This is a genomic window from Maribellus comscasis (genome assembly GCF_009762775.1).
Classification (GTDB): domain Bacteria; phylum Bacteroidota; class Bacteroidia; order Bacteroidales; family Prolixibacteraceae; genus Draconibacterium; species Draconibacterium comscasis.
Map to the genome: position 1 here is coordinate 1,428,338 of NZ_CP046401.1, position 24,165 is coordinate 1,452,502.

General features: G+C 40.3%; 20 protein-coding genes. 11 read left to right on the forward strand and 9 right to left on the reverse strand.

The window, feature by feature from the left end; all coding sequences use genetic code 11:
* Positions 1 to 22: 22 nt before the first annotated feature.
* The 3 genes from GM418_RS05920 to GM418_RS05930 all read left to right on the forward strand — a co-directional run bounded on the left by GM418_RS05920 (position 23) and on the right by GM418_RS05930 (position 3,969).
* Positions 23 to 1,450 (forward strand): IS4 family transposase, encoded by a 1,428-nt coding sequence (locus GM418_RS05920; protein WP_158864109.1) that lies wholly within the window; start codon positions 23 to 25, stop codon positions 1,448 to 1,450.
* A gap of 301 nt (positions 1,451 to 1,751) precedes the next feature.
* Complete coding sequence (locus GM418_RS05925) at positions 1,752 to 3,179, forward strand: IS4 family transposase (protein WP_158864109.1); 1,428 nt, start codon at positions 1,752 to 1,754, stop codon at positions 3,177 to 3,179.
* A 190-nt stretch (positions 3,180 to 3,369) separates the two neighbouring features.
* On the forward strand, positions 3,370 to 3,969 hold the full coding sequence (locus GM418_RS05930) for a hypothetical protein (RefSeq protein ID WP_158864111.1): 600 nt from the start codon (positions 3,370 to 3,372) through the stop codon (positions 3,967 to 3,969).
* On the opposite strand, the gene GM418_RS05935 is transcribed toward GM418_RS05930, so the two are convergent.
* Together GM418_RS05935 and GM418_RS05940 are read right to left on the reverse strand one after the other, a co-directional pair.
* Entirely contained in the window at positions 3,970 to 5,313 is a 1,344-nt protein-coding gene (locus GM418_RS05935) for a sensor histidine kinase (RefSeq protein ID WP_158864113.1), read from the reverse strand.
* Between the two features lie 413 nt (positions 5,314 to 5,726).
* Positions 5,727 to 6,662, reverse strand: coding sequence for an NAD(P)-dependent alcohol dehydrogenase (locus GM418_RS05940; protein WP_158872506.1), 936 nt, complete (start codon positions 6,660 to 6,662; stop codon positions 5,727 to 5,729).
* Between the two features lie 304 nt (positions 6,663 to 6,966).
* On the opposite strand from GM418_RS05940, the gene GM418_RS05945 reads away from it, so the two are divergent.
* From GM418_RS05945 to GM418_RS05970, 6 genes are all read left to right on the forward strand, one after another.
* A complete protein-coding gene (locus GM418_RS05945; protein ID WP_158864115.1) occupies positions 6,967 to 7,647 on the forward strand; it encodes a queuosine precursor transporter in 681 nt (226 codons plus the stop codon).
* A gap of 60 nt (positions 7,648 to 7,707) precedes the next feature.
* Positions 7,708 to 8,367 (forward strand): 7-cyano-7-deazaguanine synthase QueC, encoded by a 660-nt coding sequence (gene queC, locus GM418_RS05950; protein ID WP_158864117.1) that lies wholly within the window; start codon positions 7,708 to 7,710, stop codon positions 8,365 to 8,367.
* Positions 8,360 to 8,830 carry a preQ(1) synthase gene (gene queF / locus GM418_RS05955; RefSeq protein WP_158864119.1) on the forward strand — a complete coding sequence of 157 codons (471 nt, stop codon included), beginning with the start codon at positions 8,360 to 8,362 and terminating at the stop codon, positions 8,828 to 8,830. The genes queC and queF overlap by 8 nt, the downstream gene beginning before the upstream one ends.
* 178 nt (positions 8,831 to 9,008) lie before the next feature.
* A complete protein-coding gene (locus tag GM418_RS05960; protein WP_158864121.1) occupies positions 9,009 to 10,448 on the forward strand; it encodes a membrane dipeptidase in 1,440 nt (479 codons plus the stop codon).
* Positions 10,449 to 10,579: 131 nt separating this feature from the next.
* The gene (locus GM418_RS05965) at positions 10,580 to 11,923 is read left to right on the forward strand and encodes an FAD-dependent oxidoreductase (RefSeq protein WP_158864123.1); all 1,344 of its coding nucleotides are present in this window, start codon (positions 10,580 to 10,582) and stop codon (positions 11,921 to 11,923) included.
* A gap of 79 nt (positions 11,924 to 12,002) precedes the next feature.
* Positions 12,003 to 13,208 (forward strand): 4Fe-4S dicluster domain-containing protein, encoded by a 1,206-nt coding sequence (locus tag GM418_RS05970; protein ID WP_158864125.1) that lies wholly within the window; start codon positions 12,003 to 12,005, stop codon positions 13,206 to 13,208.
* Here the strand turns inward: GM418_RS05970 and GM418_RS05975 are convergent.
* Positions 13,203 to 16,343 (reverse strand): leucine-rich repeat protein, encoded by a 3,141-nt coding sequence (locus GM418_RS05975; RefSeq protein ID WP_158864127.1) that lies wholly within the window; start codon positions 16,341 to 16,343, stop codon positions 13,203 to 13,205. The genes GM418_RS05970 and GM418_RS05975 overlap by 6 nt on opposite strands.
* A 196-nt stretch (positions 16,344 to 16,539) precedes the next feature.
* Between GM418_RS05975 and GM418_RS05980 the strand changes: the two genes are divergently transcribed.
* Positions 16,540 to 17,472 carry a Ppx/GppA phosphatase family protein gene (locus GM418_RS05980; RefSeq protein ID WP_158864129.1) on the forward strand — a complete coding sequence of 311 codons (933 nt, stop codon included), beginning with the start codon at positions 16,540 to 16,542 and terminating at the stop codon, positions 17,470 to 17,472.
* Here GM418_RS05980 and GM418_RS05985 read toward each other — a convergent pair.
* Genes GM418_RS05985 through GM418_RS06010 form a run of 6 tightly spaced genes read right to left on the reverse strand, consistent with a single transcriptional unit; the run spans position 17,469 to position 22,677 of the window.
* Entirely contained in the window at positions 17,469 to 18,338 is an 870-nt protein-coding gene (locus GM418_RS05985) for a protoheme IX farnesyltransferase (RefSeq protein WP_158864131.1), read from the reverse strand. The genes GM418_RS05980 and GM418_RS05985 overlap by 4 nt on opposite strands.
* A gap of 1 nt (position 18,339) precedes the next feature.
* Complete coding sequence (gene coxB / locus GM418_RS05990) at positions 18,340 to 19,287, reverse strand: cytochrome c oxidase subunit II (RefSeq protein WP_158864133.1); 948 nt, start codon at positions 19,285 to 19,287, stop codon at positions 18,340 to 18,342.
* A 10-nt stretch (positions 19,288 to 19,297) separates the two neighbouring features.
* Entirely contained in the window at positions 19,298 to 19,582 is a 285-nt protein-coding gene (locus GM418_RS05995; protein WP_158864135.1) for a cytochrome C oxidase subunit IV family protein, read from the reverse strand.
* A gap of 14 nt (positions 19,583 to 19,596) precedes the next feature.
* Complete coding sequence (locus GM418_RS06000) at positions 19,597 to 20,217, reverse strand: cytochrome c oxidase subunit 3 family protein (RefSeq protein ID WP_158864137.1); 621 nt, start codon at positions 20,215 to 20,217, stop codon at positions 19,597 to 19,599.
* A gap of 11 nt (positions 20,218 to 20,228) precedes the next feature.
* On the reverse strand, positions 20,229 to 21,842 hold the full coding sequence (locus GM418_RS06005; protein WP_158864139.1) for a cytochrome c oxidase subunit I: 1,614 nt from the start codon (positions 21,840 to 21,842) through the stop codon (positions 20,229 to 20,231).
* Positions 21,843 to 21,855: 13 nt separating this feature from the next.
* The gene (locus tag GM418_RS06010; RefSeq protein ID WP_158864141.1) at positions 21,856 to 22,677 is read right to left on the reverse strand and encodes an SCO family protein; all 822 of its coding nucleotides are present in this window, start codon (positions 22,675 to 22,677) and stop codon (positions 21,856 to 21,858) included.
* Positions 22,678 to 23,229: 552 nt separating this feature from the next.
* Between GM418_RS06010 and GM418_RS06015 the strand changes: the two genes are divergently transcribed.
* Positions 23,230 to 24,147: a 4Fe-4S dicluster domain-containing protein gene (locus GM418_RS06015; RefSeq protein ID WP_158864143.1), complete on the forward strand. Its 918-nt coding sequence runs from the start codon at positions 23,230 to 23,232 to the stop codon at positions 24,145 to 24,147.
* Positions 24,148 to 24,165: the final 18 nt, after the last annotated feature.

The following is a 24,165-nucleotide window of genomic DNA, read 5'->3' on the forward strand; positions in this document are numbered from 1 at the left end:
TAGTTTTGATTATCTTAAAAGTATGATAATCAAAGAGTTTAGAGGATTTTTTGACGGATTTCTGCCTGATATCCGAATAGAAAAAAGGGCAAATAAGGTTATATCAGATATGCTTACCTTCGGGAAAGTTACAGTGAATAAATTTTGTGATACAAATACAGAAAAGATAGGGGCATATCGGATGTTTGGGAATAATAGTTTTAGTTATAAAGAGCTGGCCAGGGCAGTAGTTTCAGGGTGTGTAAACAATCAGGGGTCACCACATTTGCTTTGTATCCAGGATACGACAGAATTTAATTTTACTAGTCATATTCACCGGATTGGTAAAAAGGACAAAGATGTCGGTCCTGTAACTTTAAATGAAAATGCAGGTTTCTTTTGCCATCCTATGCTGGTTGTTGAAGCTGAAGAAAAGATGCCTGTAGGAATAGCTGATATTAATCTCTGGAACCGCAGTTGGGACAAACAAGATAAATTTGAGCGGGATTACTCCAGGCAATCAATAAGCGAGAAAGAATCCTTCCGGTGGATAGAATCAGCCCAGGCAATCAAATCCGTTTTATCAGCAACGCCTATGCTAACAGTTATTGGTGACAGGGAGGCTGATATATATGAAGAACTATGTACTGTTCCGGATGAAAAGACAAACCTGTTAATCCGCTCAAGCATCAACCGTAAATTGGCCTGTAGTGACGAAAAGCTATTTGAAAAGTTAGAAAACCAGGAATGCCGGGCAGTTTATTCTCTGGAAATAAAAGGGAATAAAAAAAGAAAAAGCAGGATGGCCAGTATGGAACTAAAATATATAAAGGTAAAAATCCAAAAGCCTAAAAAACCTCATATCAAAGATTATCCTGAATATGTTGAACTATGGGCTATTGAAGCCCGGGAACAGATGAAAACAGTTCCGTCCGGAGAGGCCCATGTGCTTTGGCGCTTACTTACTACACATCAAATAACAAAAGTTGAAGATGCTATGCAGTGTCTTGAATGGTATGGCAATAGGTGGTTTATCGAAGAGCTTTTTAGGATAATGAAAAGTAAAGGATTTGAGTTAGAATCCTCACAACTGGAAACTGGTGCTGCGTTGAAGAAGCAAGTTGTTTTGGCATTGCAGGTTGCGTTAACAGTGATGACGCTCAAATTGTCGCTCAACAAAAAACAAGCAATAGATGCTGAACTAATTTTTAGCCAACAACAAATAGAGTTTATCGAAATATTATTAAAAAATGAGATAGAAGGAAAAACAAAAAAACAACAAAACCCATATCCCTACCATTCTTTAGCATGGTGTGCCTGGGCTATCGCAAGACTAAGTGGCTGGAGTGGCTACAAGTCACACGGCCCACCAGGTTATATATCGATTAAAAATGGACTTGATATCTTTAATAACAAATTTGAAGGATACATGGTGGCAATAAAATTTTTTAAAAATGTGTATAAAGGGTAGCCTCAGAGAGGGGACAAACGCTTCGAGGGACCGCCACGAAAAACGCCGGTTACTGCTTCTTAAAGTTGTGTATTCAAAATAACACCGGTATTTATACCGGTGAAAGCAGAACTAACCACCCCACCGTTGCTTCGCTCCAGCGCCCCTCCTGTCCTAGTGACAGGCTACCCTTTATACACAAATATTTGTTTTTTGATTTATTGCTGAGCTAACATTTTGTTGTTGATAAAACTTTACTTAATTATCACATTTTCAGCATATTAAGCTTGTTGTTTCTGATAGTTTTGATTATCTTAAAAGTATGATAATCAAAGAGTTTAGAGGATTTTTTGACGGATTTCTGCCTGATATCCGAATAGAAAAAAGGGCAAATAAGGTTATATCAGATATGCTTACCTTCGGGAAAGTTACAGTGAATAAATTTTGTGATACAAATACAGAAAAGATAGGGGCATATCGGATGTTTGGGAATAATAGTTTTAGTTATAAAGAGCTGGCCAGGGCAGTAGTTTCAGGGTGTGTAAACAATCAGGGGTCACCACATTTGCTTTGTATCCAGGATACGACAGAATTTAATTTTACTAGTCATATTCACCGGATTGGTAAAAAGGACAAAGATGTCGGTCCTGTAACTTTAAATGAAAATGCAGGTTTCTTTTGCCATCCTATGCTGGTTGTTGAAGCTGAAGAAAAGATGCCTGTAGGAATAGCTGATATTAATCTCTGGAACCGCAGTTGGGACAAACAAGATAAATTTGAGCGGGATTACTCCAGGCAATCAATAAGCGAGAAAGAATCCTTCCGGTGGATAGAATCAGCCCAGGCAATCAAATCCGTTTTATCAGCAACGCCTATGCTAACAGTTATTGGTGACAGGGAGGCTGATATATATGAAGAACTATGTACTGTTCCGGATGAAAAGACAAACCTGTTAATCCGCTCAAGCATCAACCGTAAATTGGCCTGTAGTGACGAAAAGCTATTTGAAAAGTTAGAAAACCAGGAATGCCGGGCAGTTTATTCTCTGGAAATAAAAGGGAATAAAAAAAGAAAAAGCAGGATGGCCAGTATGGAACTAAAATATATAAAGGTAAAAATCCAAAAGCCTAAAAAACCTCATATCAAAGATTATCCTGAATATGTTGAACTATGGGCTATTGAAGCCCGGGAACAGATGAAAACAGTTCCGTCCGGAGAGGCCCATGTGCTTTGGCGCTTACTTACTACACATCAAATAACAAAAGTTGAAGATGCTATGCAGTGTCTTGAATGGTATGGCAATAGGTGGTTTATCGAAGAGCTTTTTAGGATAATGAAAAGTAAAGGATTTGAGTTAGAATCCTCACAACTGGAAACTGGTGCTGCGTTGAAGAAGCAAGTTGTTTTGGCATTGCAGGTTGCGTTAACAGTGATGACGCTCAAATTGTCGCTCAACAAAAAACAAGCAATAGATGCTGAACTAATTTTTAGCCAACAACAAATAGAGTTTATCGAAATATTATTAAAAAATGAGATAGAAGGAAAAACAAAAAAACAACAAAACCCATATCCCTACCATTCTTTAGCATGGTGTGCCTGGGCTATCGCAAGACTAAGTGGCTGGAGTGGCTACAAGTCACACGGCCCACCAGGTTATATATCGATTAAAAATGGACTTGATATCTTTAATAACAAATTTGAAGGATACATGGTGGCAATAAAATTTTTTAAAAATGTGTATAAAGGGTAGAGTGACAGGAGGGGAAACTTCTGCTTCCTGAGTATATTTATTCTTCTGTTCAATTCACAAAAAATCAGCACTCCTGCCTGAAGCAATGAATATAAAAAAGAAGAATCACCGTTTTGAGAATTTTTCCTTAACTTGTTTAAAAAAGAACAACCAGCGTACAGAAGCAACAAATCAATTTAATCTTTCCAACATGAAAAAGGTAACCGGAATAGTTCTGCTTTTTTTCTGTCTGGCGGGATGGGGACAGGACACAGACAAAATATTTTATTATCTCAACAGCAGTTTGTCGGTGGGAAACTTTTCCGGCGGGCAACTGGGGTTTAATTTGGGGGTTAACGAACGTTTTTCTGTCCAGCTGGAATATTCGGCGCTTGCCCGTCCGGCCAAAGAAAAACCCGAAAATTACTCGGGCGGCCTGCTAAGTATTTTTGCGTTGGGAGCCACCAATCCTACAGATAAAGTGCAATCTTTCAGAGTTCTGGGTGGCGTTTTTCGTTCGCTTCGTCCCGGATCAAAAACACGAATCAATTTTAAAGCCGGGATTTCATTTGTAACACAAAGTGAAGCCTTTAATTTTGTAAAAGACCCGGCAGAAGGACTGTTTCTGGTTTCGAATTACAGTTGGGAAAACCGCAAAGAAAACCGGGTGGGAATTGTTCTTAAACCCGAATTTGAAACGGTTTTTAATCATTTTGCCGGGCTGGCGGTAACTCCTTATCTGGAAATCAATTCACAAACTACCGTTGGCGGTTTATCCATCGGATTGTTACTGGGAAAAGTTGCAGAATAATTATGCCTTTGGAAAGTCAACATTCACGCGTGTGCCTTTACCCAATTCACTTTGAAATGAAAGCGTTCCCCGGTTAAGCGAAATAAATTCCTTACAAAGTACAAGTCCCAGGCCGGCGCCTGCTTCGCCATTTGTCCCTTTTTTTGATTTTCCTTCTCCGAATTCAAGAAGTGATTGTAAGGTATTTTTGTCCATTCCTTCCCCCGAATCGGTAATCTGAAGTCTAACTTTTCCGGCTTCGTTTGTTGTAACAATAGAAACTCTGCCTCCTTCAGGTGTAAATTTTAAAGCATTGGAAACCAGGTTGCGAATAATGGTCTGCAGCATATTTGCATTCCCTGAAGTAAAAACATTCCGGCCCGGAACAAAGCCTAGCCCGATGGATTTCATCGCTGCAGAGCGTTTAAAAAGTTCCAGGTTTTCCTTTACAATACGATTGATATCCAAAATTTCAGTTTCGTAGTTACTCAGATTCTTTGAACGGGATGCCCATTCAAGCAGGTTTTGTAAAAGATGAAAGGTGGATTGGCTGAGCGAGTGTAATGTTTCCATAAATTTTTTTCGTTCCTTTTCATCCAGTTCCGATTCATTCTCCAGCAAATCCAAAACATTCATAATATTCCCTACCGGTCCTCGTAAATCGTGGGCAATGATGGAGAAAAATTTTGTCTTTGATTTCAGCTGGTCCCGTAAATCCTTGTCCAGACGCATATTTACAGCAGTAAGAAATCCAAAAGTAAGGGCAATCATTAATAATCCTGAAATGATATGCAATACAATCCCCGATTCGGAAATAGTAAAAGGATCAAAGCCAGAGTTCATTAACACCACAATTATATTGCTCAGTAGTACAAGAAGAAAAATAAAAAAAGAAAGGGCATTGGTTTGAAAAATACGTTTCAGATATTTCTGGTCGGGAGATAATCTTAACATCTCAGCAATAGCAAGCACACAATAAAAAACAAGAAAAACAACATGAATAATCAACTGGATTCGAAAGGAATGAAAGACAAAAAAGAAAAACAGCGATTGAATAAAATCCGTTATCGGAATCCCGATAATTATCCATTTGTACATTTTTTTCTTTTTGAATTTCCAGATTCCACAGAGGTATAAATAGAGACCAGCAGTAACAAAAATACCGGGCGCAACCATCGACAGATATCCGGTGGGCGGAGGGATTAACCGGAATAACAGACCGATACCGATAACAAAACTTCCCAAAGCCCAGTAAACTGTTCCCTGTGATGCTGCTGTCCGGCGCAAAAGCAACATATAAAATCCCATAATTAAGCTAATACCTGAGTTAAAAAACGTCAGAATCTGAATGATACTATGGTGCATTGTTTGATTTTTGTGTGTTTTTTTCTGTCCAACTGTCAGTTAAATGTAGTAATGTTACTCCGGATTACAAATAAAAAGGCATTTATTTAATATCGGTAGGATCTAATTAAGATCGAATATTCGGTGAAATGGTGTTTAGCACACAAAATAAAAGTCAGATAGTCGGGAATGTGTAAAAAATAACACCGGCATTTATGCCAGTAAAGCAGAGCTATATATCCTTTGGGACTTTAGTCCAATGAATTGATATCAAGGATTAAAGCCCATTTGTGCTTCATTGTTATCCCCGGCATAAATGCCAGAGCTAGTCCCCAAATTGTTGTTACTACACAGCTTCTTAAGTCTGAGTTTATCCGCTTTTGCCAAAATATGAATTTCCACCCGGTAATTTGTAGCCTGACTCTCTGCTAAAACTATTCTACCTTAATCAGCACCTTTCCCTGTGCATGACCTGTATTTGCATATTCCATGGCTTCGGGAGTCTGTTCGAGAGTGTATGTCCGGTCAATTACCGGTCTGATTTGGCCTTTGGCTACGCGAGTTGCAATAAATTCCAAATCCGCCATATTTGCTTTTGCCGAAACTGCCAGCATTTTCTTTTTCCCCAGCGACAGCAATTTTCCAAATAACAAAGATTTAAGAATCTGTGTCATTGCACCGCCCACCATCAAATATCTACCTCCCGGCTCCAGCAAACGCCGATAGGTTAAAAGCGCTTCATTTCCATTTACAGCAAGAATCAGATCAAAACGCTGCCTGGTGCGGGTAAAATCTTCTTTGGTGTAATCGATTACAGTTTGGGCGCCGAGCATTTTGCTTTGTTCTGCATTTCGGGTGCTGCACACCGCAGTTATCTCTGCGCCAAAATGCCGGGCAAGCTGCACTGCAAATGTGCCTACTCCGCCGCCACTTCCTACAATTAACACCTTATGTCCTTTTTGAATTTTTCCCTTGTTACGCATAGCCTGAATGGCTGTCATTGCAGCAAGCGGGATCGCCGCCGCTTCTGCAAAGGAAAGTTCAGCGGGTTTTTGGATAACTTTATTTTCAGGAGCCAGGGTATACTCAGCAAAACAGCCAAAGCCGCTGCCGGATAAATCCCCCATCACCTCGTCTCCTGTCTTCCAGTGGCTTACACCTTTGCCCACCGATTCTATACGGCCGGCAACATCGGCTCCAAAAATCTTTCGCTTGGGCACGATTCCCAATCGCATCGACCGGTAATCTGCTGCATTTACCGATGACGCAATCACCTTTATCAGCACTTCATTTTCCCGGGGTACAGGTTTTTCCACATCAGTATAAACCAATTTTTCGGCTCCTTTTTTATTGTAAATAACTGCTTTCATTTTTTGCATAAGTGAAGGTTTTAGTGTGTAATCGGTTAGTAAAATAAAAATATTCTGCTGTTTACAAAATGAAAGGTACAGATAAAAGCTGAAATATGGAAGCAGGAGTGTAGCACAGGAAAGGTGGTAACCGGAAAAAAATAATAATCGTATTTACTGGGAATCAGACGATAGTCATTGGAAGATGATTGTTTGGAAATAAAGATTGAGCTTTGTTGCTTATCGCTAAAAAACCAAAGAAACTTTTTATATTTGCGCCATTATTAACGACGTGTTCTTGATAACCACGTAAAAAACAAGAAGTATGAATAACAAAGTTTCTGTTTTGTTTATGCTGGCAGGTATATTATTTGCAACCTGTCTGCTTATTTCCAACATTTTAGCATCAAAAATAATTATGATTGGCCCGTGGTCGGCACCCGCCGGAGTTTTGATTTTTCCGCTGGCCTACATCATTAACGATGTAATTGCTGAAGTGTGGGGATACCGGAAAGCCCGTCTGATCATCTGGGCCGGATTTGGGGTAAACCTGCTTGCAGTGTTGTTTTTTAGTATGGCCGTTGCCGTTCCTGCGGCTCCGTTTTATGAAGGACAAAATGCTTTTGCAAGCGTGCTTGGAAACACCCCCCGTATTGTAGCCGCCAGTTTACTAGCCTACCTTTTTGGATCGTTTCTGAATGCCTTTGTAATGAGTAGAGTTAAAGTCATAACCGAAGGAAAATCTTTTTCGCTTCGCGCCATTGTTTCAACCCTGGCGGGCGAAAGTATCGATTCACTGATTTTTATATCGGTAGCCTTTGCCGGTGTTTTCCCTGTAAATGTTTTATTGGGAATGATTGTTACACAGGCCGTAATAAAAACCGTTTATGAAATTATTGTACTTCCGCTAACGCTTGTGGTGGTGAAAAAAATAAAACAACTGGAGGGAGAAGATACCTTTGATTATTCGGTATCCTATAACCCTTTTCGTTTACGACAAATTTAAGCATGCCGGGCTACGGGTTGCAGCTTGATTATTGCTAAAAAATAAAAAGCTTGTTTTATCATGAATAATAATGCATTGCTTGTTTTTTCGGGCGGACAGGATTCCACGACCTGTTTGTTCTGGGCAAAACAACATTTTAACAAGGTTTTTGCGCTGGGCTTTGATTATGGTCAGCGGCACAAAACAGAACTGGAAGCAGCGCGCCACATTGCTGTGCAAGCAAATGTCCCTTTTGAAATTCTAAAACTGAAATTACTCCCTCAGTTAACAGCAAATGCACTAACATCAGCCTCCATTGAAGTGGAAAAAGAAAAACCGGACGAACGCCCTCCCAACACACTGGTAGAAGGAAGAAACATGCTTTTTCTGACTTACGCAGCAATTTATGCCAAATCAAAATCGGTTAAAAATCTGGTGACCGGAGTTGGTCAGGCCGATTTTAGCGGTTATCCCGACTGCCGGAACGATTTTATTGTTTCCCTTAACCAAACGCTTAATCTTTCGATGGATTACGATTATAAAATCCATACTCCGCTGATGTGGAAAAACAAAACAGAAATCTGGCAACTGGCCGACGATCTTGGCGTGTTTGAACTTGTACAAAACGAAACCGTAACCTGTTACAAGGGCGTAAAAGGAAAAGGTTGCGGCAATTGTCCCGCTTGCTATTTGCGAAACCGTGGATTGGAAAACTACTTAAAACAAAAAGAAAATGAATAAGTTAAAACACCTGGGAAACAAAACAGCATACACTTTTGATTACCAACCGGAGGTTTTGGAAAGTTTTGAAAACCAACACCCTGAACACGATTATTTTGTAAAATTTAATGCACCGGAATTTACCAGCCTCTGTCCGATTACAGGTCAGCCCGATTTTGCAACAATTTACATCAGCTATATCCCGGATAAAAAGCTGGTGGAGAGTAAAAGCCTGAAACTGTATTTGTTTAGTTTCAGAAATCACGGCGCTTTCCATGAAGACTGTATCAATATCATAATGAATGACTTAATCCGGCTAATGGAACCAAAATATATCGAGGTATGGGGAAAATTCCTTCCCCGCGGCGGCTTAAGTATCGACCCCTATTGCAACTACGGAAAACCGCAAACAAAATACGAAGAGATGGCCTGGCACCGTTTGCAGAATCACGACCTTGAGCCGGAGAATATAACCAACCGGTAAAAAACAGACCAACACAAATCCTCAAATCCCCGGTATTTTTAAAACATAAGATTTTATTAGCATAACAAATCTTATATCCAAAACATACTGTAAATCAAACAATAAACAATCCTCCCCTATTGATTTTCTTTTTTATTTTTTGTAAATTAAGGAATTAAACACCATTAAATCCTTATTTATGAAAACGCCGTTTATCGACCTTCATACACATCCCGCCATGAAACCCCTCGGAAGAAGTTATTACCGGCATCCGGGCGAAAACAACCCAAACCGGAATGGAAAAGACAGTTTGTGGTATTACGATCCGCCAACGCTACTGGATAAAGCAACCAATATTGTTACTACGCTTACAAAATTCAGGCAGGCCGATTTTACATCGCTGGCAAAAAGCGGAGCTGAAATTGTTTTTGTTTCCCTGTGTGGTCTTGAAAAGGGTTTTGTCATTAATAAACTGGGCACACGCCTGGTTGGTGACGCCGTTGCCAACCTTGTAACCGGCCTGGGAAAAAAGCGAATAGACCATGTACAGGCCATGCCTGACTATTTTTCTGATTTGGAAATGGAGTATAATTTTTATCGTCAGCTGGAAGGAGTTAAATACAAAGTGGATGGCGACTGGTACCAATATAAAATTGTTTCGTCGTTTGCAGAAATTGATAAAGAATATGATCCCGATGTAAAAACCATCTTTGTTATTCTATCCATTGAAGGAGCGCATGCATTTAACGGAGGGCTTCAACTCGCAGGCAGAACAATCAATGAAAAAGAGATTCTAAACAATGTTAAAAAAGTAAAAAGCTGGGACAGGAAATTATTTTTTATGGGCTTAACCCATCATTTTTACAACGAAATGGTTGGACACGCCCGCAGCTTAAATGCCAAGGTAAGTAAGTTTTGCGATCAAAAAGAAGGAATGGACGAAGGATTTAATGAGCTGGGATGGAAACTGGTACGCCAACTTCTCGACAACACCAACGGAAAACGTGTGCTCGTCGATTTAAAACACATGAGTGTAAAAGCGCGGAAAGAATATTACCGGTTTCTGGAAGATGAATACCCCAATGAAATTGTCCCCTTGATTGTAAGTCACGGGGCTGTAACCGGACTGCGATCGTTTGAAGAAAAAGTAGAGGACGACCTTTTTAACTTTGGAAAATTCCAACCCGATGATATTAACTTTTATGATGATGAAATTGTAAAAGTGGCTAAATCTGGTGGTTTATTTGGAATTCAGTTTGATGAACGGCGTGTGGGAAGCGAAACAGTACTCAAAAAAACAGGCCCCAATCTTACCCGCAGAAAAATGCTTTTCCACAAATCAAAAATGATATGGAATCAAATCCAGCATATTACGGAAGTACTTAACCGCCACGATATGTTTGCCTGGGGAATACAGTGTGTAGGAACCGACAACGACGGGATGGTGAATCCGCTGAATGGTTTTTGGACCGCTGAAGATATGCCGGTATTTGACAGTTACCTGGAAAAACATGCTTATAACTTTATTGCTTCAGCACAGTCGGATAATCTAAAAAGCTATAATAAAATGGCGGCTTCCGAAATCGTTGAACGTTTTATGCATGGCAACGCCTATCATTTTCTGAGAAAAAATTTCTAAACACAACCGTATTCCATAGTCTAGGTGTTAGCATATAAAATGTAGAGTCGCAATCTTGTGACTTTACATTTTTTGCATGGCTTAAACAGAATTTACTATTTTTAGACAAAAATCAATAAATCATCAACCAAATGAAACGCCGAGACTTTGTTACCCGAATTATTGTTGCAGGAAGTGCCCTTTCCATGGGCGTTAGCTGCGGACGTAAAATTGAAGGAGATCAGCAGGAAACTCCCACGCCGCTTTCTGATCCAACGGAACCACAACGAACGATTACCGAACCAGCCCGTGAAATACCGGTTATTGCTGAAACCGATGTACTGGTTATCGGCGGAGGGCCGGCGGGAGTAGCCGCCGCCATCGCTGCGAGCCGTGCCGGAGCAGAAACCTATCTCGTGGAACGTTATAATCACCTGGGCGGTTTGTGGACAGGCGGGCTTGTTCTGCCGCTGTTGTCAACCCATGCAGTAGACAAACAAAAAAGACGAAAACAAGTCATTCACGGACTTGGAGGAGAAATGGCACAACGGCTTTTTGACATGGGAATGGCTATTCATGAGGTTAATCCGATAATTGATCCCGAGGCCGGCAAATACGTCCTGGATGAGATGATTGTTGAATCGGGAGTAAAAATGCTGTATCATTCCTGGGGTGTAAATGCCATTATGGAAGGGAATACCATCAAAGGTGTGTTTATTGAAAGTAAATCAGGGCGGCAGGCCGTTATGGCAAAGGTGGTGATTGACTGCACCGGCGACGGCGATGTTTTCCACTGGGCCGGTGAAAGCTATGAAACCATGAACTATCATATTGGCCTGGTGCACCGTTTGGGAAATATAGACAGGATTGACAAAAACAGACCGGGCTACAAGGAAATGCCGCTTGGACAACCCACTCCCATCCCAAGTGTAAACTGGGTAAATATGCATGGTCTGAATGATCAGGATGGAATTGACATGCAGAATCTTTCCGAATTGCAACTGCAATACCGAAAAGAAATATGGGAAAGTGTGGAAGAAATAAAAAAAGTACCGGGCCACGAGAACGTATTTTTGCTCGACACTGCATCTCAAATGGGTGTTCGTATGTCGCGCATCGTGGAAGGAGAATACAAACTTACACTTGAAGATAGCATGACTTTCAAACAGTTTGACGATGTTATCGGAATCAGCGGCGCCTGGACTTCCATGTTATATAAGGGAAATAAAGTTCTGGCGTATGAACGTCCGCTCTGGCAAATTCCATATCGTTCGTTGTTACCGAAAAAAACGGAAAATTTACTGGTTGCAGGCCGTTGTTTTTGTTTTGAACAAGCATTGGTTGAAGACACACGTATAATCGGGACCTGCCTGATTACCGGACATGGAGCGGGTGCCGCTGCAGCAATAGCCGCGAATGACCGTGTAACAGTACGCGAAATCGACCGGCAAAAACTAAGGAAAACACTTGAGGAGCAAAATGTGTGGTTTGGCTAAACTGAAACCGGCAGCAAGCGGGTTTTAATTCGTCCTGCTGACTCACCGCATTAGGGGCCACAGATTGATAAAATCAAAAATGAAGCTGACAAAATCAAAATACATCCGCCGAATTTCAACCGCAGTGGCTGTTTTGCTGGCGTTACCCTTACAACTCGGTTTTTTTACCGGATTTTATATGTGGCTGAGCCCCTTTGTAATGCTCAACTCTCTGTTTCTTCTAAAATCGATGGTTTGGCTTAATATTCTGGGCTGGGGTATTTTGCTTGTTTCGTTTTTTCGAAACCGGTGGTTTTGCCGTTACATGTGCCCGGTAGGATTAGGCTGTGATTCATTTTCAAAATGGGGGAAACACTCCCGGACATTTGTAAAAAAAGTTCCCCGGCTTGGCAGATGGCTCGCTTTACTTTCTCTGGCTGCCGCGCTAACAGGCATCCCGCTTTTTACACTTCTGGATCCCCTGTCGGTTTTTAACGGTTTTTTTGCCGCTTTTGCATCAGACATTTCACTGGCTATTATTGCCTCTTTTATTGGTTTGCCCGTTCTGCTGGTCATTCATTTATTTCTCCCCGGAATTTGGTGCGGAAAACTTTGTCCGCTGGGTGGCCTTTTTGATGAACTCACTACCTGGCGAAAATGGATAATAAAAAAATTCCTGATAAAGAAAAATATAAGTACGGAGCAAAATGTTGGCCGGCGTATGTTTATTGCTTCAGGCACCGGATTGCTTGCGGGTGTTTTTATTCCTCCGCTGTTACATGCAGAGCGCAAACAATTTTTCAGACCTCCGGCTTCGCTCCGGGGCAACTTATTTAACACCTTGTGTGTGCGTTGCGGCAGTTGCATAAAAGCGTGCCCCTCAAATATCATCATTCATCACTCCGGGAAAAAAAATATTACCGCCTGGATGACTCCCGAAGTCAGTTTTGAAAATAAAGGATATTGTCTGGAAGATTGTAATCTATGCGGAACAGTCTGCCCCACCGGTTCAATTTCTCCTTTTACTTTAAATGCCAAAAAAAAGTTGTTTATCGGAAGCATAAATATCAGATTAGAAAATTGTTTACTAAGCGATTTTAAAGAATGCGACCGCTGTAAATCAGTTTGCTCCTACAATGCGATTCAGATAGTAGCTGCCCAAAATCTAATGATGAAACCCCTTGCCGATTTGAATAAATGTGTCGGATGCGGAGCCTGCTCAGCCGTTTGTCCAACAGAAACCATTTCGATGATTCCCCTGGAAAAAACAACATCATCCGAAGAAATTCCCCCAAAACACTTATGAATTTTTTTGAGTTAACCCGGCCAAACCGGCTACAATAAAACCACCCAAAACATATCCAATCATTTTCTGAATATAAAACCAGGTCTTTATACCGTTGGCTGAATTACTAAAAATAAACTCACCATATTCTTCATTCAATTCAACAATCGGGAGCGTAGCATCCAGGCTTGCCCAGGCCATTTTGAAATAGTCGGGGCCGGAACTCTGACAGGTAAAAAGCAAAACAAAAAAACCAATACAGGAAAATCCAAGCAACCAAATTAACACCCGGAAATACCTGCCTCCCAGCCCAAAACCAATGGTTGACTGCAGAAGAACCAGACCAAACCAACGCATGTATTCCCGTTTCTTTTTATCGTTTTGTTCCCAGGCTACTGTACGCGATCTCTTTCTTCCGGCGTGTAAAACTGCATTGGCTTTTGAAGGAAAACCCGATTCGTTTAACACTTTCGCCAGGTATTCGTAGGGTTGGGGTGAAAATGTTTTGTCACGTTCCAGCCAATTGATAAACTCCGGTGATTTTCGTTTGGCCATATTTCCCTCACCTGTGGCTCCATATCCGCCTAAGCCGTGATAAGTAAACCCTTCCAGTTCCAACTTATCGGGCCATGAGTTAATCCCTTTGTCCTGAATGGCACCAACAGTGGCGTTCCAGAGAATCATTTCCGATGAACTGCTCCACACCGGGGGAACACTCCTTCCCGACCCCAAACGCAACTCAGAATTTATATTTGTTGAAGTTAATTCCAGGCTCCCCATTTGAGAACCCGAAAAATTTACAGTAGAACCAATATTTGAATAACACAAACTCAGCTTTTTATCTTTATCGAAATAGGCATATTGGGCAAGTAAGTTTTGTTCTATAACAAGATTATCAAAACTCAGGTCACCTTTAAATGTACTGTAATTCAATTCCAGATTTCCGGCTATTTTTCCACTCACCAGGTTTACATCGTTAAATACTGAATATCCTGTCATAAAAACAGCTCCTTCGACTTTTACGGAGTTCATATCCAAAAAACCATTAAAAGTACTCCCACTCATTACAATTGTATTCCCCACGCAAGCCGCACCTAAATTTACTTCTTTAAAACTGGCTCCCGAGTCCATAAACAAAGAATTACCGATTTTTGAAGAATTCAGATTCAGTTTTCCGGAAAAAATAGCGGATGGCATTTCGAGGTTTCCTCCAACTTCGGCATTTACCAGGTTTACCTCCTGAAATTGTGACTCCTGATCCATAAAAACGGACCCTTCAATTTTGGCGGAATTAATATTCACGAGGCCTCCAAAACTACACCCCGACATTTCAAGGTTACCGGCAATGCATATATTTCCCATGTTTACTTTTTGAAATACCGACTTTCCGCGCATAAAAACAAAACCTTCGGTAATCACAGAATTCATATTCAGGTCGCCGTTAAATGTACTTCCCGAAACAGAAATCAGTCCGTTGATCCGGGCACTTCTCATTCCCACTGATTCAAAAACAGCACCACCGTCCATATAGAGCGAACCACCAACTTTTACCGAGTTTAACCCCAGTCTCTGGAAAAATTTGCTCCCAGTCAGTTCAAGGTTACCTGCAATCTCGCCACTGGTTATATTCACCTCCTGGTACTCTGATTTATCCCTTAAAAAACAATTTCCTCCTATTTTTACAGAGCTGATGTTTAAATATCCGGAAACGGTACTGCCTGTCAGTTCAAGATTTCCTGCAATCTCAGCACTGCCAATATCTACTCTTTGAAATTTAGCTCCGTCACGCATAAAAACAGCACTTTCGCCTTTTAAGGAATTCATATCGAGGAAATCGTGAAATTCACTGCCAATCATTGACACTGTTCCTCCTATACGGGCACTTCCCAATTTAAGCATTTCAAAACTGGCGCCATCATCCAAAAAAAGTGATCCCGCAACATTTATGGAATTCATATTTACAGTATCTGAAAATTTGCTTCCACTTAACTCCAGGTTTCCGTCAATTTGAGCGCTGCCAAGATTTACCTTCTGAAATTGTGCATTTTTTCGCATAAAAACAGAACCTTCCACTCTGATAGAATTCATTTCCAGCGCACCATTAAAAGAGCTGCCAATCATCGATATCATACTTCCAATCTGGGCACTTCTCATTTCTACCAGGTTAAAAGTAGCCCCTCCATCCATATACAAAAAACCACCAATTTTTACGGAACTCATTTTTAAGTCTCCGGTAAACGAGCTTCCCGTCATTATCAAATCACTTTCAATCCGGGCATTTCCGAGATAGATATCTTTAAACGAAGTATTTCCACTCATATAAATCGTTCCTTCAACATGAACCGAGCTTACATCGAGAAAATCGTTATACGTGCTCTCCATCAGAAAGAGATTACTGCCAATACGGGCACTGTTCAAATCGATCTGGTTAAAAACCGCATTGCCGGCCATGGAAAGATAACCGCCAATATTGGCCAGGTTCATATCAAGTTTACCGCTAAATGTACTCCCGCTCAATTCGACCATTCCTTCAACAAAAGCATTGGCCAGTTCAACGGCTGTAAAGCTGGCCTTATTCCGGAGATACAAAGAACTTCCTATTTTAATGGAGTTCATATTTACCTTTTGGGTAAAATGGCCGCCATCCATTTCGAGGTTGGCGCCAACCTTTGCACTTATCATATCAACCGCCCCAAGAACAGTAATTTGCTTAAAAGAAACATAACTGTGTAATTGCGCCCCGTTTAAGTCCAGTCCGCCACCTACCCAGGAGTCTTCAAGTGAAAACCAATCGTTTATTTCGAGGTTCATTAATTTTAGCGAGCCCTCAAACCGACAAAACTCAAGCCATAATTGCCAGGATAATTTTACATGCTGGAGATTAACATCCTCTTTAAAGTGTGCACCCTCAATCCGCACACCTTTAAATTTGATCGCACTTTTAAAAAATTCCTCATTTAACAGTGTCTCCAAAAAAGCAGCTGATAAAACTCTTTTTTCATCTTTGCGATTCCATTCTTTTTCTGCTTTAGGATTGAGGTTTCTGTTGAATTTTTTATTAAAGCTGGCAATACGTCCTGCGCGGATTTCGTCCCAAACCCAACATTCGGCATCTGACCATTCCTTTCTGAACCGGTTTTCAATTGAATCTGACATTGCAGGTAATTTTATAACTCTAATAAAATTAAGACATTAAGGTATTAAAAACAATTTTAAAGATTATAAACCAACGCCAATGAATTCAATTGACGTGAAACCCCAGACAACACACGGTAAAATTTATTCTTTATGTCTGCTTGTCGTTTTCTTAAGTTTATTTTATATTGCTTTACATTTCTCTAATGTTAAATAGATGAGGATTGCTGTTATCGACCTGGGAACCAACACCTGTAATCTGCTTGTTGCCGAAATAAATTCGACGGAATACCGTATTCTGCACCAAAGTAAACAATTGGTACGTTTGGGCGATGATAAAATTAAAACAAATGAAATCAGCCCCGATGCAACCCAAAGAGTTTTGCAGTCTTTTTCAAAACACAAGGAAATAATTGAAAATTTTCAGGTTGACAAGGTAAGAAGTATTGCCACATCGGCGGTACGTTCAGCTTTAAACAAGGTTTCTTTTTTGGAACAGATTGGAAACCAAACCGGTTATGTAGTAAAAGTTGTAAGCGGTGAAAAAGAAGCAGAATTAATCTTTAACGGCGTTTTGCTGGCCTTTCAGGATTTTAACAAACCAGCGGTTATTCTGGATATTGGAGGGGGCAGCAACGAGTTGATTGTGATGAAAAACAAGCAGATGACATGGAAAGAGAGTCAACCAACCGGGATGGCACGTGTTATCAATCAGTTTCAAATTTCGGATCCTATTTTACCTTCAGAAATACAGAGACTTCAGAAATACTTTTCAGACCAACACAAAAATGCGTTTGAACAGTGTTGTTCTCAAAAAGTAAATACACTTATTGGTTGTTCGGGGGCATTTGATACCATTGCCGACATTATCGATCAGGTGAATCCAGGTGAAAAACGCCGAATAACCCAACCCGTTTCGCTGGAAGACTTTCATAAAGTATATAAAAAAATCATTCAGTCAACGCGTGAAGAAAGACTAGCTATGAAGGGAATGGATATGGTGCGTGTTGATTTAATTGTTCCGGCCGTAGTTCTTATAAAACAGCTGATTTCAGATGCAAAACTTACACACATTGTACAAACTGATTTTGCATTGCGTGAGGGAGTTTTGTTTGAAATAATGGATAAACATGCACTGCCCAGCGTTTAAAAAGGCCCGGAACGTAGCAGTCCGTCGGTGACCAGAAAGATCATCATAAATAAATACAGAAAGTTAAGTTTATAAAAAGCCGGCCGCACTTTAAACTCTTCCTTTACAAACACAGCCATCGACAGCGACGACAACAGATAAAAAGTATAAAACAGCAACACAAAAATTAACAGACGGTTATTAAATACAAATAAAATAACCAGCAATGCTGATGCAATGGTGGTAAGAATCCAGGTATAAGTAATTCTTTTTATTTGCATTTCATCAAAAATCTGATTTAAACTTGGCAGCTTGGCTTTTTTATACTGGTCTCCAAACATAAGCAGCAAAAGCCAGAAATGCGGAATCTGACCAATAAAAAAGAACACGGAAACCAACAGAATGATTTCGGAAGTTAAACTTCCTCCGGCTCCGGCCCAACCGATCATAGGGGGTAATGCGCCTACAAAAGAACCGGGAATTACGGCAAAAGCTGTAACTCTTTTTAGTGGTGTATAAACGGCATTATAAAAAAACAAGGTTATAAAACCGATAATCAAAGCAACTGTTGGTGCAGTTAACAGGAGTATCAGAGCGCCTATTCCCACATACAAAATGGCGACAAGCAGCCCGTTTGCTGCGCTGATTCTTCCGGCTGGAATCGGGCGGTTTTGGGTGCGTGGCATCAAAGCATCGGTTTTCCTTTCCTGCCAATGGTTAAGTGCCGAGGAACCACACGACAAAAAAAACACACCTGCAGTAATTGCCCACCCCAAATTGTCTAATACGCCGGTATACAAAACATAACCCGTTAAAGCCGACAAAGCGACAGAAAACGAAATTCTTGCCTTTCCCAGTTCCAGTATGTCTTTGAAATAAGTCTTCAAACTATTTTAACGTTTTGAGGTATTCGATAATATTTGTTATATCATCTTCTGAAAGTTGGCCTTCGTAAGATAACATCAATCCTTTGTTAAAACCGTCAACCACATCGGCATTTGGATCATAAATCGAACGCCTGATATATTCTTCATCAACCACTATTTCCCTTTCGTCGCCACCTGTAACAACGGTTTGTTCTTCGCCCCAAATTCCTTTAAAACTTGGGCCCACCAGTTTCGAACCATCAATGGAATGACAGGCAAAACAACCAATACTTTGCATAACTCTTCGTCCGGTAGCAGTTGGTGATTCAACTTCAGCAGCAGAAGCAACCATAGTTGTGTCTGTTAACCAGTTTGTAAAAGTACTGTCTTCCATAACTTTTACTGAAGTGTACATATACGAGTGCTGCAATCCGCAGTATTCAGCGCAAAACAATTCATATTCTCCTTCTTTCTGAGGCTCAAACCACATAAAATTGTCTTTTTTCCCCGGAACCATATCCTGTTTAACCCTGAATGCCGGGATGTATAAACTGTGCAGTACATCCATTGCCACGAGGTTTAACTTCACCGCTTTATCTTTGGGAAGATAAAGTGTATCGGTCCGTCTCCCGTTTTCGTACTCAAAACTAAAATTCCACATTCTTCCGTAAACGGTTACTTCCATTGCATCCTTGGGCGGATTATGCATGGGTTTCCAGCCGGCCCAACCAATGTAAAACATCAACATTGTTAATGCAAACGGAATAATTGTCCATAATAATTCCAGTTTGACGCTGCCTTCTATCTGAGTTGGTTTCGGATGCCGCTTTTTATTGTATTTATATACAAAAACCAACATTACAACGGTTAGCCCGATGAGGAAGAAAAACGAAATTCCAAGGATAATCAGGAATGCCTGGTCTACTCCCTGAACAAAATTTGATGCTTGTGTTGCTTCTGAACTATACATAACTTTAATACTATCGGTATAAGTAATCTAATAGAGTTATTACAATGGTGACTACAAATACTGCAAAGACAAATCCCACCATGATTTTTATATAGGGTTTATCAAACTTTAAATGCATAAAATAAGTCAACACGAGATACGATTTTATAACCGCAAAAAGCAAAGCTCCGGCTACCGTATACTTTCCCAACTCAATGCTGGTGATTTCCACCGAAGAAAACGTCAAAGCCAGCAAAGCCAAAAGGATTATAACATAAAATTTGTAAGATACAATATGGTGTTTTTCTTCTGACATAGCAATAAATTTAATTAGGTTATTAAATAGAACAAGGGGAAGAGAAAAATCCAGATAAGATCAACAAGATGCCAGTATAAACCTGCATTTTCAAGCAAAGAAGGTCGGTTGGAATTTACTTTTCCTTTGTTTACACCAACCATGGCAAATCCTATAATCACCAGGCCAATAATAATATGAAGCGCATGCAGGCCGGTCATAATAAAATAGAGACCAAAAAACAGAATTTCGCCCTGACTCATTGTCTCAATCATATGTTCCGATCCGGGCCAGATGCCGTGGCTGAACTTTAACCCCCACTCAAAATACTTGTTAACAAGAAAAAGGATTCCGAGTAAAACCGTGACAGAAGAAAGCAATAAAGTAAGTTTTTTATTTTTTTTCTGCAGTGCGGTTGTTGCCATTGCAATCGTCATACTGCTTATCAGCAGCAGAACGGTATTTAAAGTTCCGATAAATCTATCCAGCTCCTCTGCAGCCAAATGAAAAGCATCGCTGTTCATATATCTGTACACCGCATATATAATAAAGAGGACACCAAAAAGCAGAAGTTCGGTAAAAATAAACAACCACATTCCTATTTTCGACGCTTCCGCATCGTAATGGTCGTGAGTAATTTGTGTTGTTTTTTCCATATCTGGTTTAGTTATTTGTAGTTGTAAGGTCCGTCGTCTTCGGCAATAACCGGAATTTCATCAAAATTTTCAAGCGGTGGTGGCGAAGGTACTGACCACTCCAGTGTTTTCCCGTGCCAGGGATTACTTTCAGTTTTGGGACCTTTTCGTGCTGAGCGAACCAGGTTGGTAATGATAATAATCAGACCTGTTGCCAAAATCCATGATCCAAAAGTACTCAGTATATTTCCGCCATGAAACTCTTCAAGATAATCGTAATAGCGTCGCGGCATTCCCATCAATCCCAGATAAAACATTGGGGTATACAGGGCCAGAAAACCGATAAAAAATACCAGCCAGCCAATGTTTGCCCACGCTTTGTCGTACATTCTGCCAAATATTTTTGGGAACCAGTAATGAATAGCGGCAAAAAATGAAAACCCGGTTCCTCCAAAAACGATGTAATGAAAATGGCCTACCACAAAAGCAGTGTCGTGAACATACACATTGGTTGAAAGCGCACCCAAAACCAAACCGCTTAAACCGCCAATCATAAACACAAATATGAATGAAACGGCCCAGTAAAATGGCGTTTGTATATTTATTGAGCCTTTATACATTGTTGAAATCCAGTTAAATACTTTTATCGCACTGGGAATGGCTACAATAAATGTCAACAATGAAAAATAGTATTGTGCCGTACCGCTCATTCCGGCGGTATACATATGATGGCCCCATACCAGCCAACCTACAAATGCGATGGCCATGGTTGAGGCGATAATGGCCTTATATCCAAATACATGTTTTTGTGAAAATGTCGGGATAATTTCTGAAATCGCCCCCATTGCCGGTAATATCATAATGTACACGGCAGGGTGTGAGTAAATCCAGAAAAGATGCTGATAAAGAATTGGATCTCCACCCAGCGCCGGGTCAAAAATACCAACACCAAACACTCTTTCCAGTGCAATAAGCACCAAAGTAATACCAACCACCGGCGTGGCCAGCAACTGAATCCACGCGGTGCCGTACAGTGTCCATACAAACAGCGGCAGTTTTGTCCATTTTAATCCCGGACATCGTAATCGATGAATCGTAACCAAAAAGTTTAATCCGGTTAATATGGATGAAAAACCGAGCACAAAAGCACCAAAAACCGCAGGTAACAGATTTGTCCCCGTTTTAAAACTATAGGGGGCGTAAAATGTCCAGCCGGTATCGGGAGTACCTGAACCAAATAATAATGCGGAAAGCACCAAAAATACGCCTGCCACATAAAGATACCACGACAATAAATTTAATTTGGGAAATGCCACGTCCTTTGCGCCAATCATAATCGGCATAAGAAAATTACCAAAAACCGCAGGCAATCCGGGCACAACTATCATAAAAATCATAATCACACCGTGTACCGTAAACGTAGCATTATAAGTTTGCGCATTCATAATGGTTTTTCCGGGAGCCAGCAATTCAAATTTCATTGCTAAGCCGAGCAAGGCGCCCACAATAAACATTGTTCCAATGGAATAAAGATACAGCAAACCAATTCGTTTATGGTCGGTCGATAAAATCCACCCCAGCAAACCTTTGTATTTCCCCTTGTACTTCAGGTAGTTTGCTTCATTTTCAGCATGTGTTGTATGCATATAAGTTTATAGTTTAATTTATCGTTTTCCTTTTGGGTTTTACTACAAGATACAACATAAAAATGAAAGCAATAAACATTATTAGTGTTGCACTTATTTTTGTAACATTTAAAACATATGTTTGTCCTTCCGGATCGTAGGAATAACAAAACCGGAGTACTTTGTTTATGGTCGGACCTGATTGTCCTTTCGAAGCTTCTACAATAGCAAGCTTCCATTCCAGCGGAAGGAAATACAATCCATTCAGATATCTGGTAATTTTTTCATCAGGGCTGACAACAGTCAGTGATGCTGCATGCAAAAAGTCATTTCCTGTTTTTTTGTACTTAAATCCCGTTGCATTTGTAGCCCGAACAATACTTGCACTGTCACTTACAAAAAATTTCCAACCTTCTTTGGCTGCTTCAACTTTATCAGCATTGTTCATCAAATTCAGGTAATTTGCTTTTTTGCGTATCCCAAGGTCGATGGTTTCGGAAGGATCAAAACTTATGGTTAATACCTGATATTCGTCGCCGGGTGTTAAATCTGACTTATCCATTACACCGGCAACGGCTTCCATAAGCGGACTGCATATTCCGGGGCACCGGTAATATACAAAGTTTAGAATTGTTGGTTTGTCGATCAAATCGGACAACCACACTTGTTCTCCTTTTTCATTTATTAAGGAAATACTGTCGGGTAAAAATTCATCCAGATGCTCTACAATTCCAATTTCTACGTCCTTATCTGTTGCAGCGGGATCAATTACCGCCTGTCCGTTAACCTTTAGTAAACCAAAAAACAAAAAAATAAATATACCTGCCAAACTGAAATTCCTTTTCGAATCTCTCATTTTAAACACCATATTACTTAAAAAATATTTTATTACAGGTTTAGTTTTTCAAAGTATTGAAACGGCTAAGCCTGATTAATGTTTAAGAAGTTAGTGAGAAATTGGGATTTTTTTCACTTTTTCTTTCGAATTCGGTAAAAAATTGATTTCACGTCACGGTTTACTCCAAAGACACAAAATCAGTCCGATTAAAAATAACATGCTTTTATATGTTATAAAACATGTTTTTCAAATTGAGCTGAGCTGAATTATGTAAAATAAAATTGCTTAAAATAAACTAATGACAACAATCAAAATATATAAATGTTTATATGTGAAACTATTTTTTTCTCGCTAAAAATCTATACATTCATTATCAATGAATTAATACATTTTTCTTTCATTGAAAGAATATAATTATCACTTAACATATTCACAATCAGACAATAAAACCCTTTTTTGTCTTTTATTTCCAGGCCTTAAGGCCGGCTTGCAACTTTGGGTTTATTGGTTATTTTCGTATTACAAATTCTAAATCAAACGGAAAATTCAACAAGCAGTAAAAACCATTTTATGGAAAGAAATACGCGTAGAAATTTTATTCGAAAATTAGGAGCGACCGTTGGTGCGGCAGGTGTTGTTGGGGGCACCAGTATTTTGAGTTCCTGTAACAGTGTTGAAACATCAAGTGGTGATAAAATAAAACTGTTAACGTCAAGTGGCGAACTGGTTGAAGTGGACAAATCGCAGCTCACACCTGCTGAAATGCCTAACCTTTCCGAAAACCAAACGCGTGGTCGGGAAGGACTCCCCGGAAGAAGCTGGGTGATGGTGATTGATTTATCAAAATGCCGGAATGCAAGAGAGTGTATGAAAGCATGCCAAAACCACCATCAGTTAAGACCAGAGCAACATCACATCAATGTTTTACAAATGCAGGATGCCGAACATACGGCTCCGTATTACATGCCCAAACCATGTCAGCACTGCGACAACCCGCCCTGTACAAAAGTTTGCCCGGTAAATGCAACTTTTAAAAGAAACGATGGTATTGTTCTGATCGACAATGAACGCTGTATCGGGTGTCGTTTCTGTATTGCTGCATGTCCCTATTCTGCCCGCGTTTTCAATTGGTTTGAACCACGCGATGCAGAAAAATACAAAGGGGTAACCTATAATATCGAAGCCAATGTTCCGCAGAAAAAAGGTACCATTTCAAAATGTTTGTTTAGTGCCGATCGTTTGCGCGACGGCAAGTTACCGTCTTGTGTTTCCGCCTGTCCGAACGGTGTTTACTGGTTTGGCGACAGAAACGAAGATGCAGTGACCAACGGAACAACAAAAGAAACGGTTAGTTTTAGTAAACTGATAAAGGACAACGCGGCATATACTTTAATGGAGGAACTTGGTACCAAACCGCGCGTATATTATCTGCCTCCAAAAGACCGAGCCTTTCCGTTTGAAGGCGAGTTAATTGAACATCATTCCTAACCGACAAAAGAATAATTT

What these genes read in the sequence shown, in the direction of transcription:
- GM418_RS05920 (WP_158864109.1), top strand. Translation starts at nt 23, where the DNA reads ATGATAATCAAAGAGTTTAGAGGATTTTTTGACGGATTTCTGCCTGAT.
- GM418_RS05925 (WP_158864109.1), top strand. Translation starts at nt 1,752, where the DNA reads ATGATAATCAAAGAGTTTAGAGGATTTTTTGACGGATTTCTGCCTGAT.
- GM418_RS05930 (WP_158864111.1), top strand. Translation starts at nt 3,370, where the DNA reads ATGAAAAAGGTAACCGGAATAGTTCTGCTTTTTTTCTGTCTGGCGGGA.
- GM418_RS05935 (WP_158864113.1), bottom strand. Translation starts at nt 5,313, where the DNA reads ATGCACCATAGTATCATTCAGATTCTGACGTTTTTTAACTCAGGTATT.
- GM418_RS05940 (WP_158872506.1), bottom strand. Translation starts at nt 6,662, where the DNA reads ATGAAAGCAGTTATTTACAATAAAAAAGGAGCCGAAAAATTGGTTTAT.
- GM418_RS05945 (WP_158864115.1), top strand. Translation starts at nt 6,967, where the DNA reads ATGAATAACAAAGTTTCTGTTTTGTTTATGCTGGCAGGTATATTATTT.
- queC (WP_158864117.1), top strand. Translation starts at nt 7,708, where the DNA reads ATGAATAATAATGCATTGCTTGTTTTTTCGGGCGGACAGGATTCCACG.
- queF (WP_158864119.1), top strand. Translation starts at nt 8,360, where the DNA reads ATGAATAAGTTAAAACACCTGGGAAACAAAACAGCATACACTTTTGAT.
- GM418_RS05960 (WP_158864121.1), top strand. Translation starts at nt 9,009, where the DNA reads ATGAAAACGCCGTTTATCGACCTTCATACACATCCCGCCATGAAACCC.
- GM418_RS05965 (WP_158864123.1), top strand. Translation starts at nt 10,580, where the DNA reads ATGAAACGCCGAGACTTTGTTACCCGAATTATTGTTGCAGGAAGTGCC.
- GM418_RS05970 (WP_158864125.1), top strand. Translation starts at nt 12,003, where the DNA reads ATGAAGCTGACAAAATCAAAATACATCCGCCGAATTTCAACCGCAGTG.
- GM418_RS05975 (WP_158864127.1), bottom strand. Translation starts at nt 16,343, where the DNA reads ATGTCAGATTCAATTGAAAACCGGTTCAGAAAGGAATGGTCAGATGCC.
- GM418_RS05980 (WP_158864129.1), top strand. Translation starts at nt 16,540, where the DNA reads ATGAGGATTGCTGTTATCGACCTGGGAACCAACACCTGTAATCTGCTT.
- coxB (WP_158864133.1), bottom strand. Translation starts at nt 19,287, where the DNA reads ATGTATAGTTCAGAAGCAACACAAGCATCAAATTTTGTTCAGGGAGTA.
- GM418_RS05995 (WP_158864135.1), bottom strand. Translation starts at nt 19,582, where the DNA reads ATGTCAGAAGAAAAACACCATATTGTATCTTACAAATTTTATGTTATA.
- GM418_RS06000 (WP_158864137.1), bottom strand. Translation starts at nt 20,217, where the DNA reads ATGGAAAAAACAACACAAATTACTCACGACCATTACGATGCGGAAGCG.
- GM418_RS06005 (WP_158864139.1), bottom strand. Translation starts at nt 21,842, where the DNA reads ATGCATACAACACATGCTGAAAATGAAGCAAACTACCTGAAGTACAAG.
- GM418_RS06010 (WP_158864141.1), bottom strand. Translation starts at nt 22,677, where the DNA reads ATGAGAGATTCGAAAAGGAATTTCAGTTTGGCAGGTATATTTATTTTT.
- GM418_RS06015 (WP_158864143.1), top strand. Translation starts at nt 23,230, where the DNA reads ATGGAAAGAAATACGCGTAGAAATTTTATTCGAAAATTAGGAGCGACC.